We start from the raw sequence: 14296 nt of genomic DNA, 5'->3' as shown, positions 1-14296 counted from the left end.
GCCCGGCCCTGGGCAGCGTCAGGCGGGTAAGGATACCGGCACCGCATGAGTGCGATGTTGATCCTGTTCGAGACGGTCAAGGCAATCGAGGCTGATGGCCGATGGCGAGGTCGCGCCGGTGAGGGTCATGGTGACCTTCATATCCTCGGCAAATAAGCGCAGCAGATGCGCCACGCCCGCTTCGCCCGCCGCGGCCAGGGCATAAATATAGGCCCGTCCGAGCAGTACGCCCTTCGCGCCGAGGGCCAGCAGGCGAATGACGTCCACGCCGGAGCGCACCCCGGAATCAGCAAGCACCGTCAGATCGTCGCCAACCGCATCCACCACCCTTGGTAGCGCCCGGGCAGTGGGGATGGCGCCATCGAGCTGTCTGCCGCCATGATTCGACACCACAATGCCATCGGCGCCGAGGCGCACGGCATTGCGCGCATCGTCGGCATCGAGGATCCCTTTGATGATTAATTTCCCTTGCCAGCTGTCGCGGATCCACTCCAGATCGTGCCAGGCGATGGACGGGTCGAAATTGTTGCTGATGAACCCCATATAGTCGTCCATGGTCATTTTGTGTCCGGTGTAGGCTTCGATATTACCGAACGACAGGGGCCTGCCCGCCAGCCCGACGTTCATTGCCCAGCGTGGATGAGTACAGGCCTGGAGATACTGTCGCAGGGTGGCGTGCGGCCCGGACATGCCTGAGCGATTATCCCGATACCGCGAGCCGGGGATCGGCATATCGACGGTGAATACCAGGGTTTTCATGCCGGCGGCCCACGCGCGCTCCAGCGCATTACGCATGTAGCCGCGATCTTTCAGCACGTACAGCTGGGACCAGAGCGCGCCGCTGGCCTGGCTCGCGACCTCTTCAATCGAGCAGACCGACACCGTGGACAGGGTGTACGGGATCCCGGCGCGGGAGGCGGCGCGGGCCGCCTGAACTTCGCCGCGGCGGGCGTACATCCCGGTGGCGCCGACGGGCCCCAGCGCCACGGGCATCGCCCATGAGGCATCAAGGATCGTGGTGGCCAGCGTCGGTTCGCCCGCCCCGCACAGCACGCGCTGGCGAAGGGCTACCGAAGCAAGCTCGGTGGCGTTGGCGTTCATGGTATTTTCCGCCACCGCGCCACCGTCAATATAATCAAAAAGGAAGCGGGGCAGACGGCGACGAGCGGCTTCGCGATAATCGCTGGGGGCTGAAACAATCATTATTATGTCCTTATGTCTTTTAACCTAAGTGGATGTTCTGCAGGCAAAAAAACTATAGGCTTCTAAAAACCGGTGGGGAAATGAAATATTAGCATCCCAGCTATTCCCTGCTGGAATAATCTGGTTTTATCGCTGAGGCTGTTATTTCCTTTTTTTACTCTTCGGCGCGCGCGTTATTTTTATTTATTTCCGCGCAACGTGAAGCTGGCAAAATAAAGACCCGGTATGAGGCGGCAGCGCTTTGCGCCATCGCCACCAGGGGGAAGGAGAGGTCAGCGCGGCGCCTGCGTTTTCCGGGAGGTGTAAAGAAGATGAATTTGAAATTGAGCTGGTGGTATCTTTTGCTAGCCTTTCTCTGGAGGACAGACGGAGCGACACCATGAAAGATAAAGATGAACAAACGGCATTGATTGGCATGGCCATCGGCGCGGCGGTCATTAGCTTAGTGGCTACACAGAAGCAGATTAATCAGGGGAGTATCGTGGATGAACTGGTGAGACTGGGCAGACAGAAGGGGGACGGGGTGGAAGATGAGGTTTTTGTTCAGGCCGCCCGCCTGGTCAGAAAAGGCACCTAGCCAACCGCGACCCTGCCTGGCAATCCATTTACCCGTTTCATCACAGTTTTCATTCCCTGGATCGCGGCCTGGCGAGCGGCGATTGTTGCTTTCCGAAAGCGTCACGGACTGGCGCTTTCTTATCCTGACCACCGGACCTGCGCCTTCTCGGCCTTGTTGGCCTTTAGGTGACACTGTCACTTTTCCTTCTCCAGGCTGTGCGATAAACAGGAACCGGGTCATCTGCTATTGCATAAATCGGTATTTTCGATACATCTTTACCATTGCGTGCGAATATAGAACGATTTCAGAATAACATATTATAAATCAAAAGATTAAGTTCACCCTGCACACCCTGATAATCCCCGGGCGAGGGTCTATGCTTATAAAAAGCGCTAAATGGGGCAATACCCCTGCTGCAGATGGGTTGAAGTGATAATCATTATCACTAACATGGCGGTATGCCTTGATGGCGCCAACCTGGAGGTCTATCGATGGAAGTACAAGCAGGAACCTTTAATCCCGCCGATTTTAGCTGGCAGGGACTGACCATGACGCCGGCCGCTGCCGCGCATATTCGCGATCTGATGCGCAAGCAACCGGACAAAAAAGGGCTGCGGCTGGGGATAAAAACCAGCGGCTGCGCCGGTTTTGGCTATGTGCTCGAAATGATTGCCGAGCCGGCAGCCGACGATCTGCTCTTTGAACATGACGGGGCGAAACTGTGGGCGCCGCTGCAGGCGATGCCGTTCATTGACGGTACGGAGCTCGATTACGTCCGGGAAGGTTTAAATGAAATCTTTAAATTTCATAACCCGAAAGCACAGCACGAGTGCGGTTGTGGCGAAAGTTTTGGGGTGCAGGCGGAGTAACTATGTCGCGTAATACTGAAGCAACTGACGATGTCAAAACCTGGACCGGCGGCCCGCTCAATTATAAAGAGGGCTTTTTCACCCGGCTGCAGACCGATGAGCTGGCCAAAGGGATTAATGAAGAGGTGGTCCGGGCCATTTCCGCCCGTCGCAATGAGCCGCAGTGGATGCTGGAGTTTCGGCTCAATGCTTTCCGGGCATGGCTGGAGATGGAGGAGCCGCACTGGCTGAAGGCGCATTACGATAAGCTGAATTATCAGGACTACAGCTACTATTCCGCCCCCTCCTGCGGCAACTGCGATGAGACCTGCGCTTCAGAGCCGGGCGCGGTGCAGCAGACCGGGGCCAACACCTTCCTGACCAGCGAGGTGGAAGAAGCCTTTAACCAGCTGGGCGTGCCGGTACGTGAAGGGCGCGAGGTGGCGGTGGACGCCATATTCGACTCCGTGTCGGTGGCGACCACCTACCGCGAAAAGCTGGCGGGGCAGGGGATCATCTTCTGTTCTTTCGGCGAGGCGATCCACGACCATCCGGAACTGGTGAAAAAGTATCTGGGTACCGTGGTGCCAGGCAATGACAACTTCTTCGCCGCGCTGAACGCCGCGGTGGCTTCGGATGGCACCTTTATCTATGTGCCGAAGGGCGTCCGCTGCCCGATGGAGCTGTCGACCTATTTCCGCATCAACGCCGAAAAGACCGGGCAGTTTGAACGCACCATTCTGGTGGCCGATGAAGGCAGCTACGTCAGCTATATTGAGGGCTGCTCGGCGCCCGTGCGCGACAGCTATCAGCTGCATGCGGCGGTCGTTGAAGTCATCATTCATAAAGATGCGGAAGTGAAATACTCCACAGTGCAGAACTGGTTCCCCGGCGACAACAACACCGGCGGCATTCTCAACTTCGTCACCAAGCGCGCGCTGTGCGAAGGGGAGAACAGCAAGATGTCATGGACCCAGTCGGAAACCGGCTCGGCCATCACCTGGAAATACCCCAGCTGCATCCTGCGCGGCGATAACTCGATCGGCGAATTCTTCTCGGTAGCGCTGACCAGCGGTCACCAGCAGGCGGACACCGGCACCAAAATGATCCATATCGGCAAGAACACCCGCTCGACCATCATCTCGAAAGGGATCTCCGCCGGACACAGCCAGAACAGCTATCGCGGGCTGGTCAAAATCATGCCGACCGCGACTAACGCCCGCAACTTCACCCAGTGCGATTCGATGCTGATCGGCCCGGACTGCGGGGCGCATACCTTCCCGTATGTGGAATGCCGCAACAACAGCGCCCAGCTGGAACATGAAGCGACCACTTCGCGGATTGGCGAAGATCAGCTGTTCTACTGCCTGCAGCGCGGGATCAGCGAAGACGATGCCATCTCGATGATCGTCAACGGTTTCTGTAAAGACGTCTTCTCCGAACTGCCGCTGGAGTTCGCCGTCGAAGCGCAAAAATTGCTGGCCATTAGCCTTGAACATAGCGTCGGCTGATAATTAAGGAAAAAAGATGTTAAGTATTCAAGATTTACACGTCGCCGTCGAAGATAAAGCGATCCTGCGCGGGCTGAACCTTGAGGTGCGCCCGGGGGAGGTCCACGCCATTATGGGGCCAAACGGCTCGGGGAAAAGTACGCTTTCGGCCACCCTGGCCGGGCGTGAGGATTACGAGGTGACCGGCGGCCGCGTCGAATTTAAGGGTAAAGACCTGCTGGAACTTGCCCCGGAAGATCGCGCCGGAGAAGGTATCTTTATGGCCTTCCAGTATCCGGTGGAAATTCCCGGCGTCAGCAACCAGTTCTTCCTGCAGACCGCGCTGAATGCCGTGCGCAACTATCGCGGCCAGGAGCCGCTGGATCGCTTCGACTTCCAGGATCTGATGGAAGAGAAAATCAGGCTGCTGCAGATGCCGGCAGATCTGCTGACCCGCTCGGTGAACGTTGGCTTCTCCGGCGGTGAGAAAAAGCGTAACGATATTCTGCAAATGGCGGTGCTGGAGCCGGAGCTGTGCATTCTTGATGAGTCAGATTCCGGGCTGGATATTGATGCACTGAAGATTGTCTCGGAAGGTGTCAACTCGCTACGCGACGGCAAACGCGCCTTCATCATTGTCACCCACTATCAGCGCATTCTTGACTATATCAAGCCGGACTACGTCCATGTTCTGTATCAGGGGCGGATCGTGAAGTCGGGGGATTTCACCCTCGTCAAACAGCTGGAGGAGCAGGGCTATGGCTGGCTTACCGAACAGCAGTAACGCGCTGCAGCAATGGCACCACCTGTTTGAAGCGCAGGGCGGCCAGCGTACGGCGGAGGCCACCCAGCATCTGCAGCAGCTGCTGCGCCTGGGGCTGCCGACACGTAAGCACGAGGACTGGAAATACACCCCGCTGGATGCGCTACTGAACGGTCACTTTGTCGCCGACGAGGGGGCATCGCTCAGCGCTGAACAGCGTGATGCGCTGGCGCTGCCGCTGGACGCCTGGCGGCTGGTGTTTATCGATGGCCGCTATCATCCTGAGCTGAGCGACGATCTCGCCGCCAGCGGCGTGGAGGTCAGCGTCGATAACCAACGCCAGCATCTGCCGGATGCTTTGCATCCGGAGGTGTTTCTCCATCTGACCGAAAGCCTGGCGCAGACGGTGGCCCGCCTTCGCGTACCGCGCAACCGCCGCCTGGATAAGCCGCTGCTGCTGATGCATATCACCCGCGGTCTGGCCGGCGATGCGCTGAATACCGCCCACTATCGCCATCACCTGGCGCTGGAAAGCGGGGCGGAGGCGACCGTGGTCGAACATTACCTCAGCTTTAATGAGCAGCCGCACTTCACCGGCGGGCGACTGACCATGACGGTGGCCGATAACGCGCACCTCCAGCATATCAAGCTGGCGTTTGAGAACGCGCTCAGCTACCACTTCGCCCATAACGACCTGCTGCTGGGCCGCGACGCCTCGGCCTTCAGCAGCAGTTTCCTGCTCGGCGGCCAGGTGCTGCGTCATCACACCAGCACCCGCCTGGGCGGTGAAAACAGCAACCTGCGCCTCAATTCGCTGGCGATGCCGGTGAAAAATGAGGTCTGCGACAGCCGCACCTGGCTCGACCATCAGGTCGGCTACTGCAACAGCCGCCAGCTGCACAAAACCATCGTCAGCGATAAGGGTCGGGCGGTGTTTAACGGGCTGATCAACGTCGCGCCGCACGCGCTGAAAACCGACGGCCAGATGACCAATAACAATCTGCTGCTTGGGCGGCTGGCGGAGGTCGACACTAAACCGCAGCTGGAGATTTACGCCGATGACGTGAAATGCAGCCACGGGGCGACCGTCGGGCGCATTGATGAAGAACAGCTGTTCTATCTGCGCTCGCGCGGTATCGAACAGCAGGCGGCGCAGCAGATGATCCTCTACGCCTTCGCCGCCGAGCTCACCGAGGCTATCCGCAGCGATGCGCTCAGAGAGCAGGTGCTGGCGCGGATTGGACAGCGTTTGCCGGGAGGCACTGTATGACATTTTCAGTAGAACGGGTTCGCGCCGATTTTCCGGTACTGAACCGGGAGGTCAACGGTCAGCCACTGGCCTATCTCGACAGCGCCGCCAGTGCCCAGAAGCCGGAGGCGGTGATCGGCGCCGAAGCGGAATTCTATCGCCACGGCTACGCGGCGGTGCACCGCGGCATCCATACCCTCAGCGCGGAAGCCACCGCGCGGATGGAAGCCGTGCGTCAGCAGGTGGCCACCTTCCTTAACGCCGGGTCGGCGGAGGAAGTGGTGTTCGTCCGCGGCACCACCGAGGGTATCAACCTGGTGGCCAACAGCTGGGGAAACGCCAACGTCGGCGCCGGGGATAACATCATCATCAGCGAAATGGAGCACCACGCCAACATTGTGCCGTGGCAGATGCTGTGCGCCCGCGTCGGGGCTGAGCTGCGGGTGATCCCCCTGAACCCGGACGGCACACTGCAACTGGATGTTGTCCCGGGACTGTTTGACCCGCGCACCCGCCTGCTGGCGATAACCGAGGTCTCCAACGTGCTGGGGACGGAAAACCCGCTGGCGGCGCTGATTGCCCTTGCGCATCAGCATGGCGCGAAAGTGCTGGTGGATGGCGCTCAGGCGGTGATGCACCACCCGGTAGATGTGCAGGCGCTGGGGTGCGATTTCTACGTCTTCTCCGGACACAAGCTGTATGGCCCGACCGGGATCGGCGTGCTCTATGGCCGTTCCGAGCTACTGCAGGCGATGGCGCCATGGGAAGGCGGCGGGTCGATGATCGCCACCGTCAGCCTGACGGAAGGCACCACCTGGAACCGGGCGCCGTGGCGCTTTGAGGCCGGTACGCCGAATACCGGGGGGATCATTGGCCTCGGCGCGGCGCTGACCTACGTCAGCCAACTGGGGCTGACGCAGATCGCGGAGTACGAGCAGACCCTGATGCGCTATGCGCTGGAGGCTCTGCGCGCCGTGCCGGATCTGATCCTCTACGGGCCGGCGCAGCGCAAAGGGGTGATCGCCTTTAACCTCGGCCAGCATCACGCCTATGACGTCGGCAGCTTCCTCGACAACTACGGTATCGCGGTGCGAACCGGGCACCACTGCGCCATGCCGCTGATGGCCCGGTATCAGGTACCGGCTATGTGTCGGGCCTCGCTGGCGATGTACAATACCACGGAAGAGGTGGACCGCCTGGTGGCCGGCCTGCAGCGGATCCACAAATTATTAGGGTAAAGGACGTGACGATGGCGGCACTACCAGACAAAGACAAACTGTTGCGCAATTTTAGCCGTTGCGCCAACTGGGAAGAGAAGTATCTCTATATCATTGAGCTGGGCCAGCGGCTGGCGCCGCTAAGCCCGGAAGAACATAGCGTGCAGAACATTATTCAGGGCTGCCAAAGCCAGGTGTGGATTGTGATGGCGCAGGACCCCTCCGGCGTTATCACCCTGCGCGGTGACAGCGATGCGGCGATCGTCAAAGGGCTGATTGCGGTGGTGTTTATCCTTTATGATCGGATGACCGCCCAGGATATCATCGAGTTCGATGTGCGCCCGTGGTTTGAAAAAATGGCGCTCACCCAACACCTGACGCCTTCCCGCTCGCAAGGGCTTGAAGCCATGATCCGTGCGATCCGCGCGAAAGCCGCAAATATTAGCTAGAATAAACAGGCAGATTTCATTCTGTTACGTCCGGTAGGGGTTCTGCTCCTGCCGCCGTTCAGTCTCCTGGCGTTTTATCAGCGAAAGAAGGAATCTCAGTATGAAACGCAAAACGATGATCACCTTAGCCCTTCTCAGCGCGCTTGGCGCCTCCTCGGCCGCCTGGGCCGTCGACTACCCGCTTCCTCCCGCCAACAGCCGGCTGATTGGCCAGAACCAGTACTGGACCGTACAGGAGGGAGACCGCAACCTGCAGGCGATCGCCCGCCATTTCGATACCGCGGCGATGCTGATCCTCGAAGCCAACGATACCATCGCGCCGGTGCAGCCGAAGCCAGGTACTCAGGTCCTGATCCCCTCCCAGATGCTGCTCCCCGACGTACCGCGAGAGGGGATTGTCGTCAACCTTGCGGAACTGCGGCTGTATTACTTCCCGCCGGGAGAGAATCAGGTGCAGGTCTATCCGCTGGGTATCGGCCAGTTAGGGCTGGAAACGCCTGAGATGACCACCCGCATCGGGCAGAAGATCCCCAACCCGACCTGGACGCCCACCGCGGGCATTCGCGCGCGTTCGCTGGAGAAAGGGGTGACGTTACCGGCGGTGGTCCCGGCCGGGCCGTACAACCCGCTGGGGCGCTACGCGCTGCGTCTGGCCTATGGCAACGGCGAATATCTGATTCATGGCACCAACGCGCCGGACAGCGTCGGTTTACGCGTCAGCTCAGGCTGTATGCGAATGAACGCCGATGACATCAAAGCGCTGTTCAACCAGGTGAAAACCGGGACGCCGGTACGGATTATCAATCAGCCGGTGAAGTTTGCCGTCGAACCGGATGGTAAACGCTATGTCGAGGTCCACAGGCCGCTTTCGCAGACGGAAGGGGAAAACACCCGGACCATCGCCTACACGCTGCCTGCGGCGTTTCACGCCTTCGCAGAGGATAAAGCGGTCGATGATGCACAGCTGAAAAAAGCGATGTCGAGAAGGGCGGGATATCCGGTGGTGGTGTCCACGGGGACGGGGAGTGCGCCAGCTACGCTGTCGGCGCAGAACACGCCGTCAGACAACAGCCTGCTTACCCAGTAGCCCTCATGCTGAGGGCAAAAAAAATGGCGCACAGAGTGCGCCATTTTTATTACCAGAACTCTTACTTACGGTAAGAGTGAGCCTGGTTGTCCAGACGCTGGTTAGCGCGAGCTGCGTCGTCTTTAGCAGCCTGAACGTCGGAACGGATTGCGTTCACGTCGTTGCTCAGCTGGTCAACTTTAGCGTTCAGAGTCTGAACGTCAGAAGACAGCTGATCGATTTTAGCATTGCTGGAGCAACCAGCCAGCAGAGTAGAACCCAGGATTACCGCGCCCAGTACCAGTTTAGTACGATTCATTATTAATACCCTCTAGATTGAGTTAATCTCCATGTAGCGTTACAAGTATTACACAAAGTTTTTTGGGATGAGAATATTTTTTTTACCTGAACGCACTTATTTTTGATCGTTCGCTCAAAGAAGCATCGAATTGGACAAAATCGCTGAAAAAGGCGAGTGAAAACAGCGCGCTTCCATCGGATTCATCTTAGATAATCTCTTATTAAATAGTAAATTCCGATTTGCATTTTTAATAGGAAGAGCTAATCAATGAATAAAAAAAGCGCCCCGAGAGGCGCTTTATTAAAAAAAACCAATTAACCTGTAAATTATTACAGCACGTGTACGGAAGCCGTATTAGTGGTACCGCTCGGCACTAATGCGCCGGAAACCATCACCACCACGTCGCCTTTACGCGCGAGGCCGCTTTTCAGCGCCAGATCTTTGCCCAGATGATAGAAGTCATCGGTAGAGGCGATCTCTTCCACCAGCTGCGGCACAACGCCTTTGCTCAGCACCAGCTGGCGAGCGGTGGTTTCGTTGGTGGTCAGGGCCAGGATGGTGGCGTCCGGGAAGTATTTACGCACAGCGCGTGCGGATTTACCGCCCTGGGTGGCGACAACGATCAGCGGCGCTTCCAGTTTCTCAGCGGTTTCTACCGCGCCGCGGCACACCGCTTCGGTGATGCGCAGTTTACGATTGTCGTTATTGAAGTCCAGACGGCTGGTCATCACGCGGTCAGTACGTTCGCAGATGGTGGCCATGATGGTGACGGCTTCCAGCGGGTATTTACCTTTCGCGGATTCGCCGGACAGCATCACTGCATCGGTACCGTCGAGGATGGCGTTGGCCACGTCGCCGGCTTCAGCGCGGGTCGGACGCGGGTTCTTGATCATGGAGTCCAGCATCTGAGTCGCGGTGATAACCACTTTGCGCGCGCGGATACATTTTTCGATGATCATTTTCTGGGCGAAGATAACTTCTTCAACCGGGATCTCAACGCCCATGTCGCCACGAGCAACCATGATGCCGTCGGAAGCTTCGAGGATTTCGTCGAAGTTGTTCAGGCCTTCCTGGTTTTCGATTTTGGAGATGATCTGGATGTTTTCGCCGCCGTGGGCTTTCAGGTGCTCACGGATCTCGACGACGTCGGAACGTTTACGGATGAAGGAGGCCGCGACAAAGTCCACGCCCTGTTCGCAACCGAAGATCAGATCCTGTTTGTCTTTCTCAGCCAGCGCCGGCAGGGCGATGGAGACGCCCGGCAGGTTTACGCCTTTGTTCTCGCCAAGGTCGCCGTTGTTCAGCACTTTACAGATAACTTTGTTACCTTCGATAGCCGTCACTTCCATGCCGATCAGGCCATCGTCCACCAGAACGGTGTTGCCGACGGTGAGGTCAGACGTGAAGCCTTCGTAGGTCACTGCAACGATTTCGTTGTTGCCGACGACGGATTTATCGGTGGTGAAGGTGAAGGTCTGGCCTGCTTTCAATGAGACGTCGTTGCCGCCTTCCAGCTTGATGGTACGAATTTCCGGGCCTTTGGTGTCCAGCAGAATAGCGGCTTTCTTACCGGTTTTGCTCATCACATTGCGCAGGTTCTGGATGCGCTGACCGTGTTCCGCATAGTCACCGTGGGAGAAGTTCAGACGCATCACGTTCATGCCGGCTTCCAGCATTTTGGTCAGCATCTCTTCAGATTCGGTTTTCGGACCGATGGTGCAAACAATTTTGGTCTTTTTCATGACAGTTTTAGTCTTTAAGTTGTGAAGGATATGGAATTCTCGCTCCGCGGGCGCACTGCCGGGGAGCCAAACCTGTATTACGAAAGTTGCTAAGCCACGCCCTAAGGATAGGTGACAACCCCGGAGCGTGCAGAAGAATGTGTGCTGGCGGTTCAGCCCATGAAATGTGGCAAGGTGTTATGCGTTTTATCATGCAGTCCAATGCGCTGAAACCATTCAAGAAAGAATCGAAGCGCATTATACGCTGCCGAAATCAAAAAGGAAAATAAAAACCTCGTTTCAAATTATGGACAAAACGCGTAACAAAACCGGCACGTTATGCATAAAAGTACGCAACACATTTTTTCATCACCGGGCAGGCAAAGGGGCAGCGGAAGGCGCTTTTTCTCGCGTGATGAACCAGTAAAATGCGCCATTGGCCCATTCCGCCGGGGATAATTTGCGTTGCGGAAAAAATCTATCAATAATGAATTGATTGATAATAATAAAGTGCGAGCAAAACCAGATGGGAAATAAAGCCAAAGACGACGAGCTGTACCAGGAAATGTGCCGCGTGGTGGGTAAAGTGGTGCTGGAAATGCGAGACCTGGGCCAGGAGCCGAAACACATTGTCATTGCCGGCGTACTGCGCACCTCGCTGGCGAACGCCAAAATTCAGCGTTCGGCGCTCACCGTGGAGGCCATGGAGAAAGTCATTCACGCCCTTTCAGGGCATTAACGTCTTTCGCCGGCGGGTCAGGAAATCACGAAGCGGATCACCGCCCGGACGGCAATGTCACAGTGGTGGGCCACCATCGCTTCGTCGTCGATGGCGGGCAACGGGTCGTCCAGGTACAGGCTGCTGAAGGTGTAGAAATTCGACACCTGATAAAAGCTGAAGCTGCTGATTAACCGGTGCACATCGCGTGCTTCGAGCCCCGCCTGAAAGACACCTTGCTGCTGGCCGCGCTGTAAAATGTCTTCCAGAATCGACAGGGCGGTACGATTCAGCGGTTTCAGTTCACCCGAGGTTTGTAACCACTTGCCGCGCTGCATATTCTCCATGCAAATCACCCGCATATAGTCCGCGTGGGTGGCGTGATAACGCACGCTCCAGCGCACCAGCCGCACCAGCGCCTCCACCGGCGGCACATTCTCCAGCCCCAGCTGCTGCTCGGTTTCGCGGATCCGCGCATACACATACTGCAGCACCTCCTGATAGAGCTGCTCTTTGCTTTTGAAGTAGTAAACCACCATGCGCTTGGTGGTCTGCGCCTCGGTGGCGATCTGCTCCATGCGGGCGCCTGACAGCCCGTGTTCAGCAAAAACAGCGATAGCGGCGCTGAAAATCCGCGCCTTCAGGGATTGTGCTTCATCATGAGCAACGACGGTCATGGCAACTCCTTTTTCTTGGGTGACAAAAAATACACATAATGATCACAATTTAGCAACCTAGTATGGCGCAAATGAACCAAATGATACATATTCAAGGCTCACGTCAGTTGTTGACCCGAGGACCTTATGCTGCGCTCTATCGCCACCGTTTCGATTTCCGGCACCCTGCCTGAGAAGCTGCACGCTATTGCGGCGGCGGGCTATCAGGGTGTGGAAATTTTCGAGAACGATCTGCTCTATTATACGGGGACGCCGGCGGAAATCCGCCAGCTTGCCGCCGATTTAGGGTTAAAAATCACGCTTTTTCAACCCTTTCGCGATTTTGAAGGCGCCAGCCGGGCGCAGTTTGCGGCGAATATAGCCCGCGCTCGGCGCAAGTTTGCCCTGATGCACGAGCTGGGCTGCGACACGCTGCTGCTGTGCAGCAATGTGCAGCCGGACTGCTCGGCGGATAGCGAATTGCAGGTCGCGGATCTGCGGGCGCTGGCCACGCTGGCGGAAGAAGAGGGGATCACCATCGGCTATGAGGCCCTGGCCTGGGGAACCCATGTGAACCGCTGGCAGCAGGCCTGGGAGCGGGTGCGGCGGGTGGACAGCCCGGCGCTGGGCCTGGTGCTCGACAGCTTCCATATTCTGGCTCGCGGCGACACGCTGGACGCGCTACCGTCGGTGCCGGTGGAGAAAATCACCTTTGTTCAGCTCGCCGATGCGCCGTACATGAAAATGGATCTCCTGGAATGGAGTCGCCATTTCCGCTGCTTCCCCGGGCAGGGCGAGCTGCCGCTGGAGCCGTTTGCCGAGCAGGTCACCCGCTGCGGCTATCGCGGCCCCTGGTCGCTGGAGATCTTTAATGACGGTTTTCGCGCCTCGCCGAACGGCGCGACGGCCAAAGATGGTTATCGTTCGCTGCTGTGGCTGGAGGAGCAAACCCGCCGTCGGCTCCCGACGTGCGATGCCGATCTGTTTTCACCGCCGCCGCTGCCGGTCTATCACGGGCTGGAGTTTATCGAGTTTGCCGCCAGCGCCGCCGAGGCGCAGCGCCTGGGGCAGCATCTGCAGGCGCTGGGTTTTCAGCACGAGGGAAGCCACCGCTCCAAACAGGTGACGCTGTGGCGCAACGGCGGGGCGCGGATCGTCATCAACCATCAGCCCCACAGCTGGGCCGATCATTTCTATCAACGCCACGGCGTATCGCTGTGCGCCATGGCGCTGCGGGTCGATCGCAGTGCGCCGATTGTGGCCCGCGCCCGGGCGCTGGGGTATGCCACCTGGCAGGGCGATGCCGGGCCGAACGAAACGCCGATCCCGGCGATCTGCGCCCCGGACGGTAGCCTTATCTATCTCATCGAGGCCGGGGAAGGGATCTATGAGCGCGATTTTCATCTGCGCGACGGACTGACGGTGCGCGAGGATTATCTCGGTATCGACCATCTGGCGCTGGGGATGGAGGCCGACAGCCGCGACAACTGGGTGATGTTCTTCCGCACGGTGTTTGGTTTTACCCTTGAGCATGAGCAGACGCTGCCGGACCCGTATGGACTGGTGCGCAGTCTGGCGGTGCGCAGCCCGCAGGGCGATATCCGTCTGGCGCTGAATATTTCGCAGAGCCGGGCGACGCAGATTGCCCGCTCGGTCGCCTGCTACCAGGGGGCAGGGCTGCAGCATGCGGCCTTTGCCTGCCGCGATCTGCCGGCCACCTGCGACCAGCTTGCCGACGTTGCCCGCCATGCGCTGCCGATCCCGGCCAATTATTATGAGGATCTGCTGGCGCGCTTCGGCGGCGAGCTGGACGTTGGGCAACTGCAGCGGCGGCAGCTCCTCTACGACCGCGATCCGCAGGGCGGGGCCTTCCTGCATCTTTATACCCGCCCCTTTACCGCCGGGCGCTTTTTCTTTGAGTTAACCGAACGACGGGCCGGTTACGCGCTCTATGGCGCGGCGAATGCCGCCGTCCGTCTGGCGGCGATGCAGTATTGTTAGCCCGAATCAAATGGTTCATTATGCTTTAAACACAATAACAACATCCTCTGTACCC

At 58.1% G+C, this 14296-nt stretch carries 15 protein-coding genes; 11 read left to right on the top strand and 4 right to left on the bottom strand.

Going from position 1 to position 14296, the window contains the following annotated elements; translation table 11 throughout:
* Positions 1-18 precede the first annotated feature (18 nt).
* Positions 19-1203, bottom strand: coding sequence for an FMN-dependent L-lactate dehydrogenase LldD (gene lldD, locus HMPREF3142_RS06815; protein ID WP_008804462.1), 1185 nt, complete (start codon positions 1201-1203; stop codon positions 19-21).
* A 379-nt stretch (positions 1204-1582) separates the two neighbouring features.
* On the opposite strand from lldD, the gene HMPREF3142_RS06810 reads away from it, so the two are divergent.
* The 8 genes from HMPREF3142_RS06810 (at position 1583) to ldtE (ending at position 8865) form a co-directional block, all read left to right on the top strand.
* A complete protein-coding gene (locus HMPREF3142_RS06810) occupies positions 1583-1780 on the top strand; it encodes a hypothetical protein (RefSeq protein ID WP_004203090.1) in 198 nt (65 codons plus the stop codon).
* A gap of 473 nt (positions 1781-2253) precedes the next feature.
* The gene (sufA, locus tag HMPREF3142_RS06805) at positions 2254-2631 is read left to right on the top strand and encodes a Fe-S cluster assembly scaffold SufA (protein WP_008804464.1); all 378 of its coding nucleotides are present in this window, start codon (positions 2254-2256) and stop codon (positions 2629-2631) included.
* Positions 2632-2633: 2 nt separating this feature from the next.
* Positions 2634-4121, top strand: coding sequence for a Fe-S cluster assembly protein SufB (gene sufB / locus HMPREF3142_RS06800; protein ID WP_070611891.1), 1488 nt, complete (start codon positions 2634-2636; stop codon positions 4119-4121).
* Positions 4122-4137: 16 nt separating this feature from the next.
* On the top strand, positions 4138-4884 hold the full coding sequence (gene sufC / locus HMPREF3142_RS06795; RefSeq protein ID WP_004184415.1) for a Fe-S cluster assembly ATPase SufC: 747 nt from the start codon (positions 4138-4140) through the stop codon (positions 4882-4884).
* A complete protein-coding gene (gene sufD / locus HMPREF3142_RS06790; RefSeq protein WP_070611889.1) occupies positions 4859-6133 on the top strand; it encodes a Fe-S cluster assembly protein SufD in 1275 nt (424 codons plus the stop codon). Before sufC ends, sufD begins: the two co-directional genes overlap by 26 nt.
* Complete coding sequence (gene sufS / locus HMPREF3142_RS06785; protein ID WP_070611886.1) at positions 6130-7350, top strand: cysteine desulfurase SufS; 1221 nt, start codon at positions 6130-6132, stop codon at positions 7348-7350. The genes sufD and sufS overlap by 4 nt, the downstream gene beginning before the upstream one ends.
* Before the next feature lie 11 nt (positions 7351-7361).
* Entirely contained in the window at positions 7362-7778 is a 417-nt protein-coding gene (gene sufE, locus HMPREF3142_RS06780; RefSeq protein WP_008804468.1) for a cysteine desulfuration protein SufE, read from the top strand.
* 100 nt (positions 7779-7878) lie between these two features.
* Positions 7879-8865: a L,D-transpeptidase LdtE gene (ldtE, locus tag HMPREF3142_RS06775; RefSeq protein ID WP_012541396.1), complete on the top strand. Its 987-nt coding sequence runs from the start codon at positions 7879-7881 to the stop codon at positions 8863-8865.
* A 61-nt stretch (positions 8866-8926) separates the two neighbouring features.
* On the opposite strand, the gene HMPREF3142_RS06770 is transcribed toward ldtE, so the two are convergent.
* Together HMPREF3142_RS06770 and pykF are read right to left on the bottom strand one after the other, a co-directional pair.
* A complete protein-coding gene (locus HMPREF3142_RS06770; protein WP_007374746.1) occupies positions 8927-9163 on the bottom strand; it encodes a major outer membrane lipoprotein in 237 nt (78 codons plus the stop codon).
* A gap of 311 nt (positions 9164-9474) precedes the next feature.
* Positions 9475-10887, bottom strand: a complete 1413-nt coding sequence (pykF, locus tag HMPREF3142_RS06765; RefSeq protein WP_012541397.1) for a pyruvate kinase PykF — start codon at positions 10885-10887, stop codon at positions 9475-9477.
* Positions 10888-11024: 137 nt separating this feature from the next.
* Here pykF and HMPREF3142_RS29330 point away from each other — a divergent pair, with 137 nt between their 5' ends.
* Together HMPREF3142_RS29330 and fumD are read left to right on the top strand one after the other, a co-directional pair.
* Positions 11025-11156, top strand: a complete 132-nt coding sequence (locus tag HMPREF3142_RS29330; RefSeq protein ID WP_004217210.1) for a hypothetical protein — start codon at positions 11025-11027, stop codon at positions 11154-11156.
* 236 nt (positions 11157-11392) lie between these two features.
* A complete protein-coding gene (gene fumD / locus HMPREF3142_RS06760) occupies positions 11393-11605 on the top strand; it encodes a fumarate hydratase FumD (RefSeq protein WP_012541399.1) in 213 nt (70 codons plus the stop codon).
* Positions 11606-11622: 17 nt separating this feature from the next.
* Here fumD and HMPREF3142_RS06755 read toward each other — a convergent pair whose 3' ends face one another.
* Positions 11623-12261 (bottom strand): TetR/AcrR family transcriptional regulator, encoded by a 639-nt coding sequence (locus HMPREF3142_RS06755; protein WP_008804472.1) that lies wholly within the window; start codon positions 12259-12261, stop codon positions 11623-11625.
* A gap of 126 nt (positions 12262-12387) precedes the next feature.
* Between HMPREF3142_RS06755 and HMPREF3142_RS06750 the strand changes: the two genes are divergently transcribed.
* Positions 12388-14241 (top strand): bifunctional sugar phosphate isomerase/epimerase/4-hydroxyphenylpyruvate dioxygenase family protein, encoded by a 1854-nt coding sequence (locus tag HMPREF3142_RS06750; protein ID WP_070611884.1) that lies wholly within the window; start codon positions 12388-12390, stop codon positions 14239-14241.
* Positions 14242-14296: the final 55 nt, after the last annotated feature.

The sequence above is a fragment of the Klebsiella sp. HMSC16C06 genome (assembly GCF_001808325.1).
Lineage (GTDB): Bacteria > Pseudomonadota > Gammaproteobacteria > Enterobacterales > Enterobacteriaceae > Klebsiella > Klebsiella variicola.
The sequence above is the reverse complement of the archived record's forward strand: the minus strand, read 5'-3'. Positions and strand labels throughout refer to the sequence as shown.

What these genes read in the sequence shown, in the direction of transcription:
- pykF (WP_012541397.1), bottom strand. Translation starts at nt 10,887, where the DNA reads ATGAAAAAGACCAAAATTGTTTGCACCATCGGTCCGAAAACCGAATCT.
- lldD (WP_008804462.1), bottom strand. Translation starts at nt 1,203, where the DNA reads ATGATTGTTTCAGCCCCCAGCGATTATCGCGAAGCCGCTCGTCGCCGT.
- ldtE (WP_012541396.1), top strand. Translation starts at nt 7,879, where the DNA reads ATGAAACGCAAAACGATGATCACCTTAGCCCTTCTCAGCGCGCTTGGC.
- sufE (WP_008804468.1), top strand. Translation starts at nt 7,362, where the DNA reads ATGGCGGCACTACCAGACAAAGACAAACTGTTGCGCAATTTTAGCCGT.
- HMPREF3142_RS06755 (WP_008804472.1), bottom strand. Translation starts at nt 12,261, where the DNA reads ATGACCGTCGTTGCTCATGATGAAGCACAATCCCTGAAGGCGCGGATT.
- fumD (WP_012541399.1), top strand. Translation starts at nt 11,393, where the DNA reads ATGGGAAATAAAGCCAAAGACGACGAGCTGTACCAGGAAATGTGCCGC.
- sufB (WP_070611891.1), top strand. Translation starts at nt 2,634, where the DNA reads ATGTCGCGTAATACTGAAGCAACTGACGATGTCAAAACCTGGACCGGC.
- HMPREF3142_RS06750 (WP_070611884.1), top strand. Translation starts at nt 12,388, where the DNA reads ATGCTGCGCTCTATCGCCACCGTTTCGATTTCCGGCACCCTGCCTGAG.
- HMPREF3142_RS29330 (WP_004217210.1), top strand. Translation starts at nt 11,025, where the DNA reads ATGTGTGCTGGCGGTTCAGCCCATGAAATGTGGCAAGGTGTTATGCGT.
- HMPREF3142_RS06810 (WP_004203090.1), top strand. Translation starts at nt 1,583, where the DNA reads ATGAAAGATAAAGATGAACAAACGGCATTGATTGGCATGGCCATCGGC.
- HMPREF3142_RS06770 (WP_007374746.1), bottom strand. Translation starts at nt 9,163, where the DNA reads ATGAATCGTACTAAACTGGTACTGGGCGCGGTAATCCTGGGTTCTACT.
- sufD (WP_070611889.1), top strand. Translation starts at nt 4,859, where the DNA reads ATGGCTGGCTTACCGAACAGCAGTAACGCGCTGCAGCAATGGCACCAC.
- sufA (WP_008804464.1), top strand. Translation starts at nt 2,254, where the DNA reads ATGGAAGTACAAGCAGGAACCTTTAATCCCGCCGATTTTAGCTGGCAG.
- sufS (WP_070611886.1), top strand. Translation starts at nt 6,130, where the DNA reads ATGACATTTTCAGTAGAACGGGTTCGCGCCGATTTTCCGGTACTGAAC.
- sufC (WP_004184415.1), top strand. Translation starts at nt 4,138, where the DNA reads ATGTTAAGTATTCAAGATTTACACGTCGCCGTCGAAGATAAAGCGATC.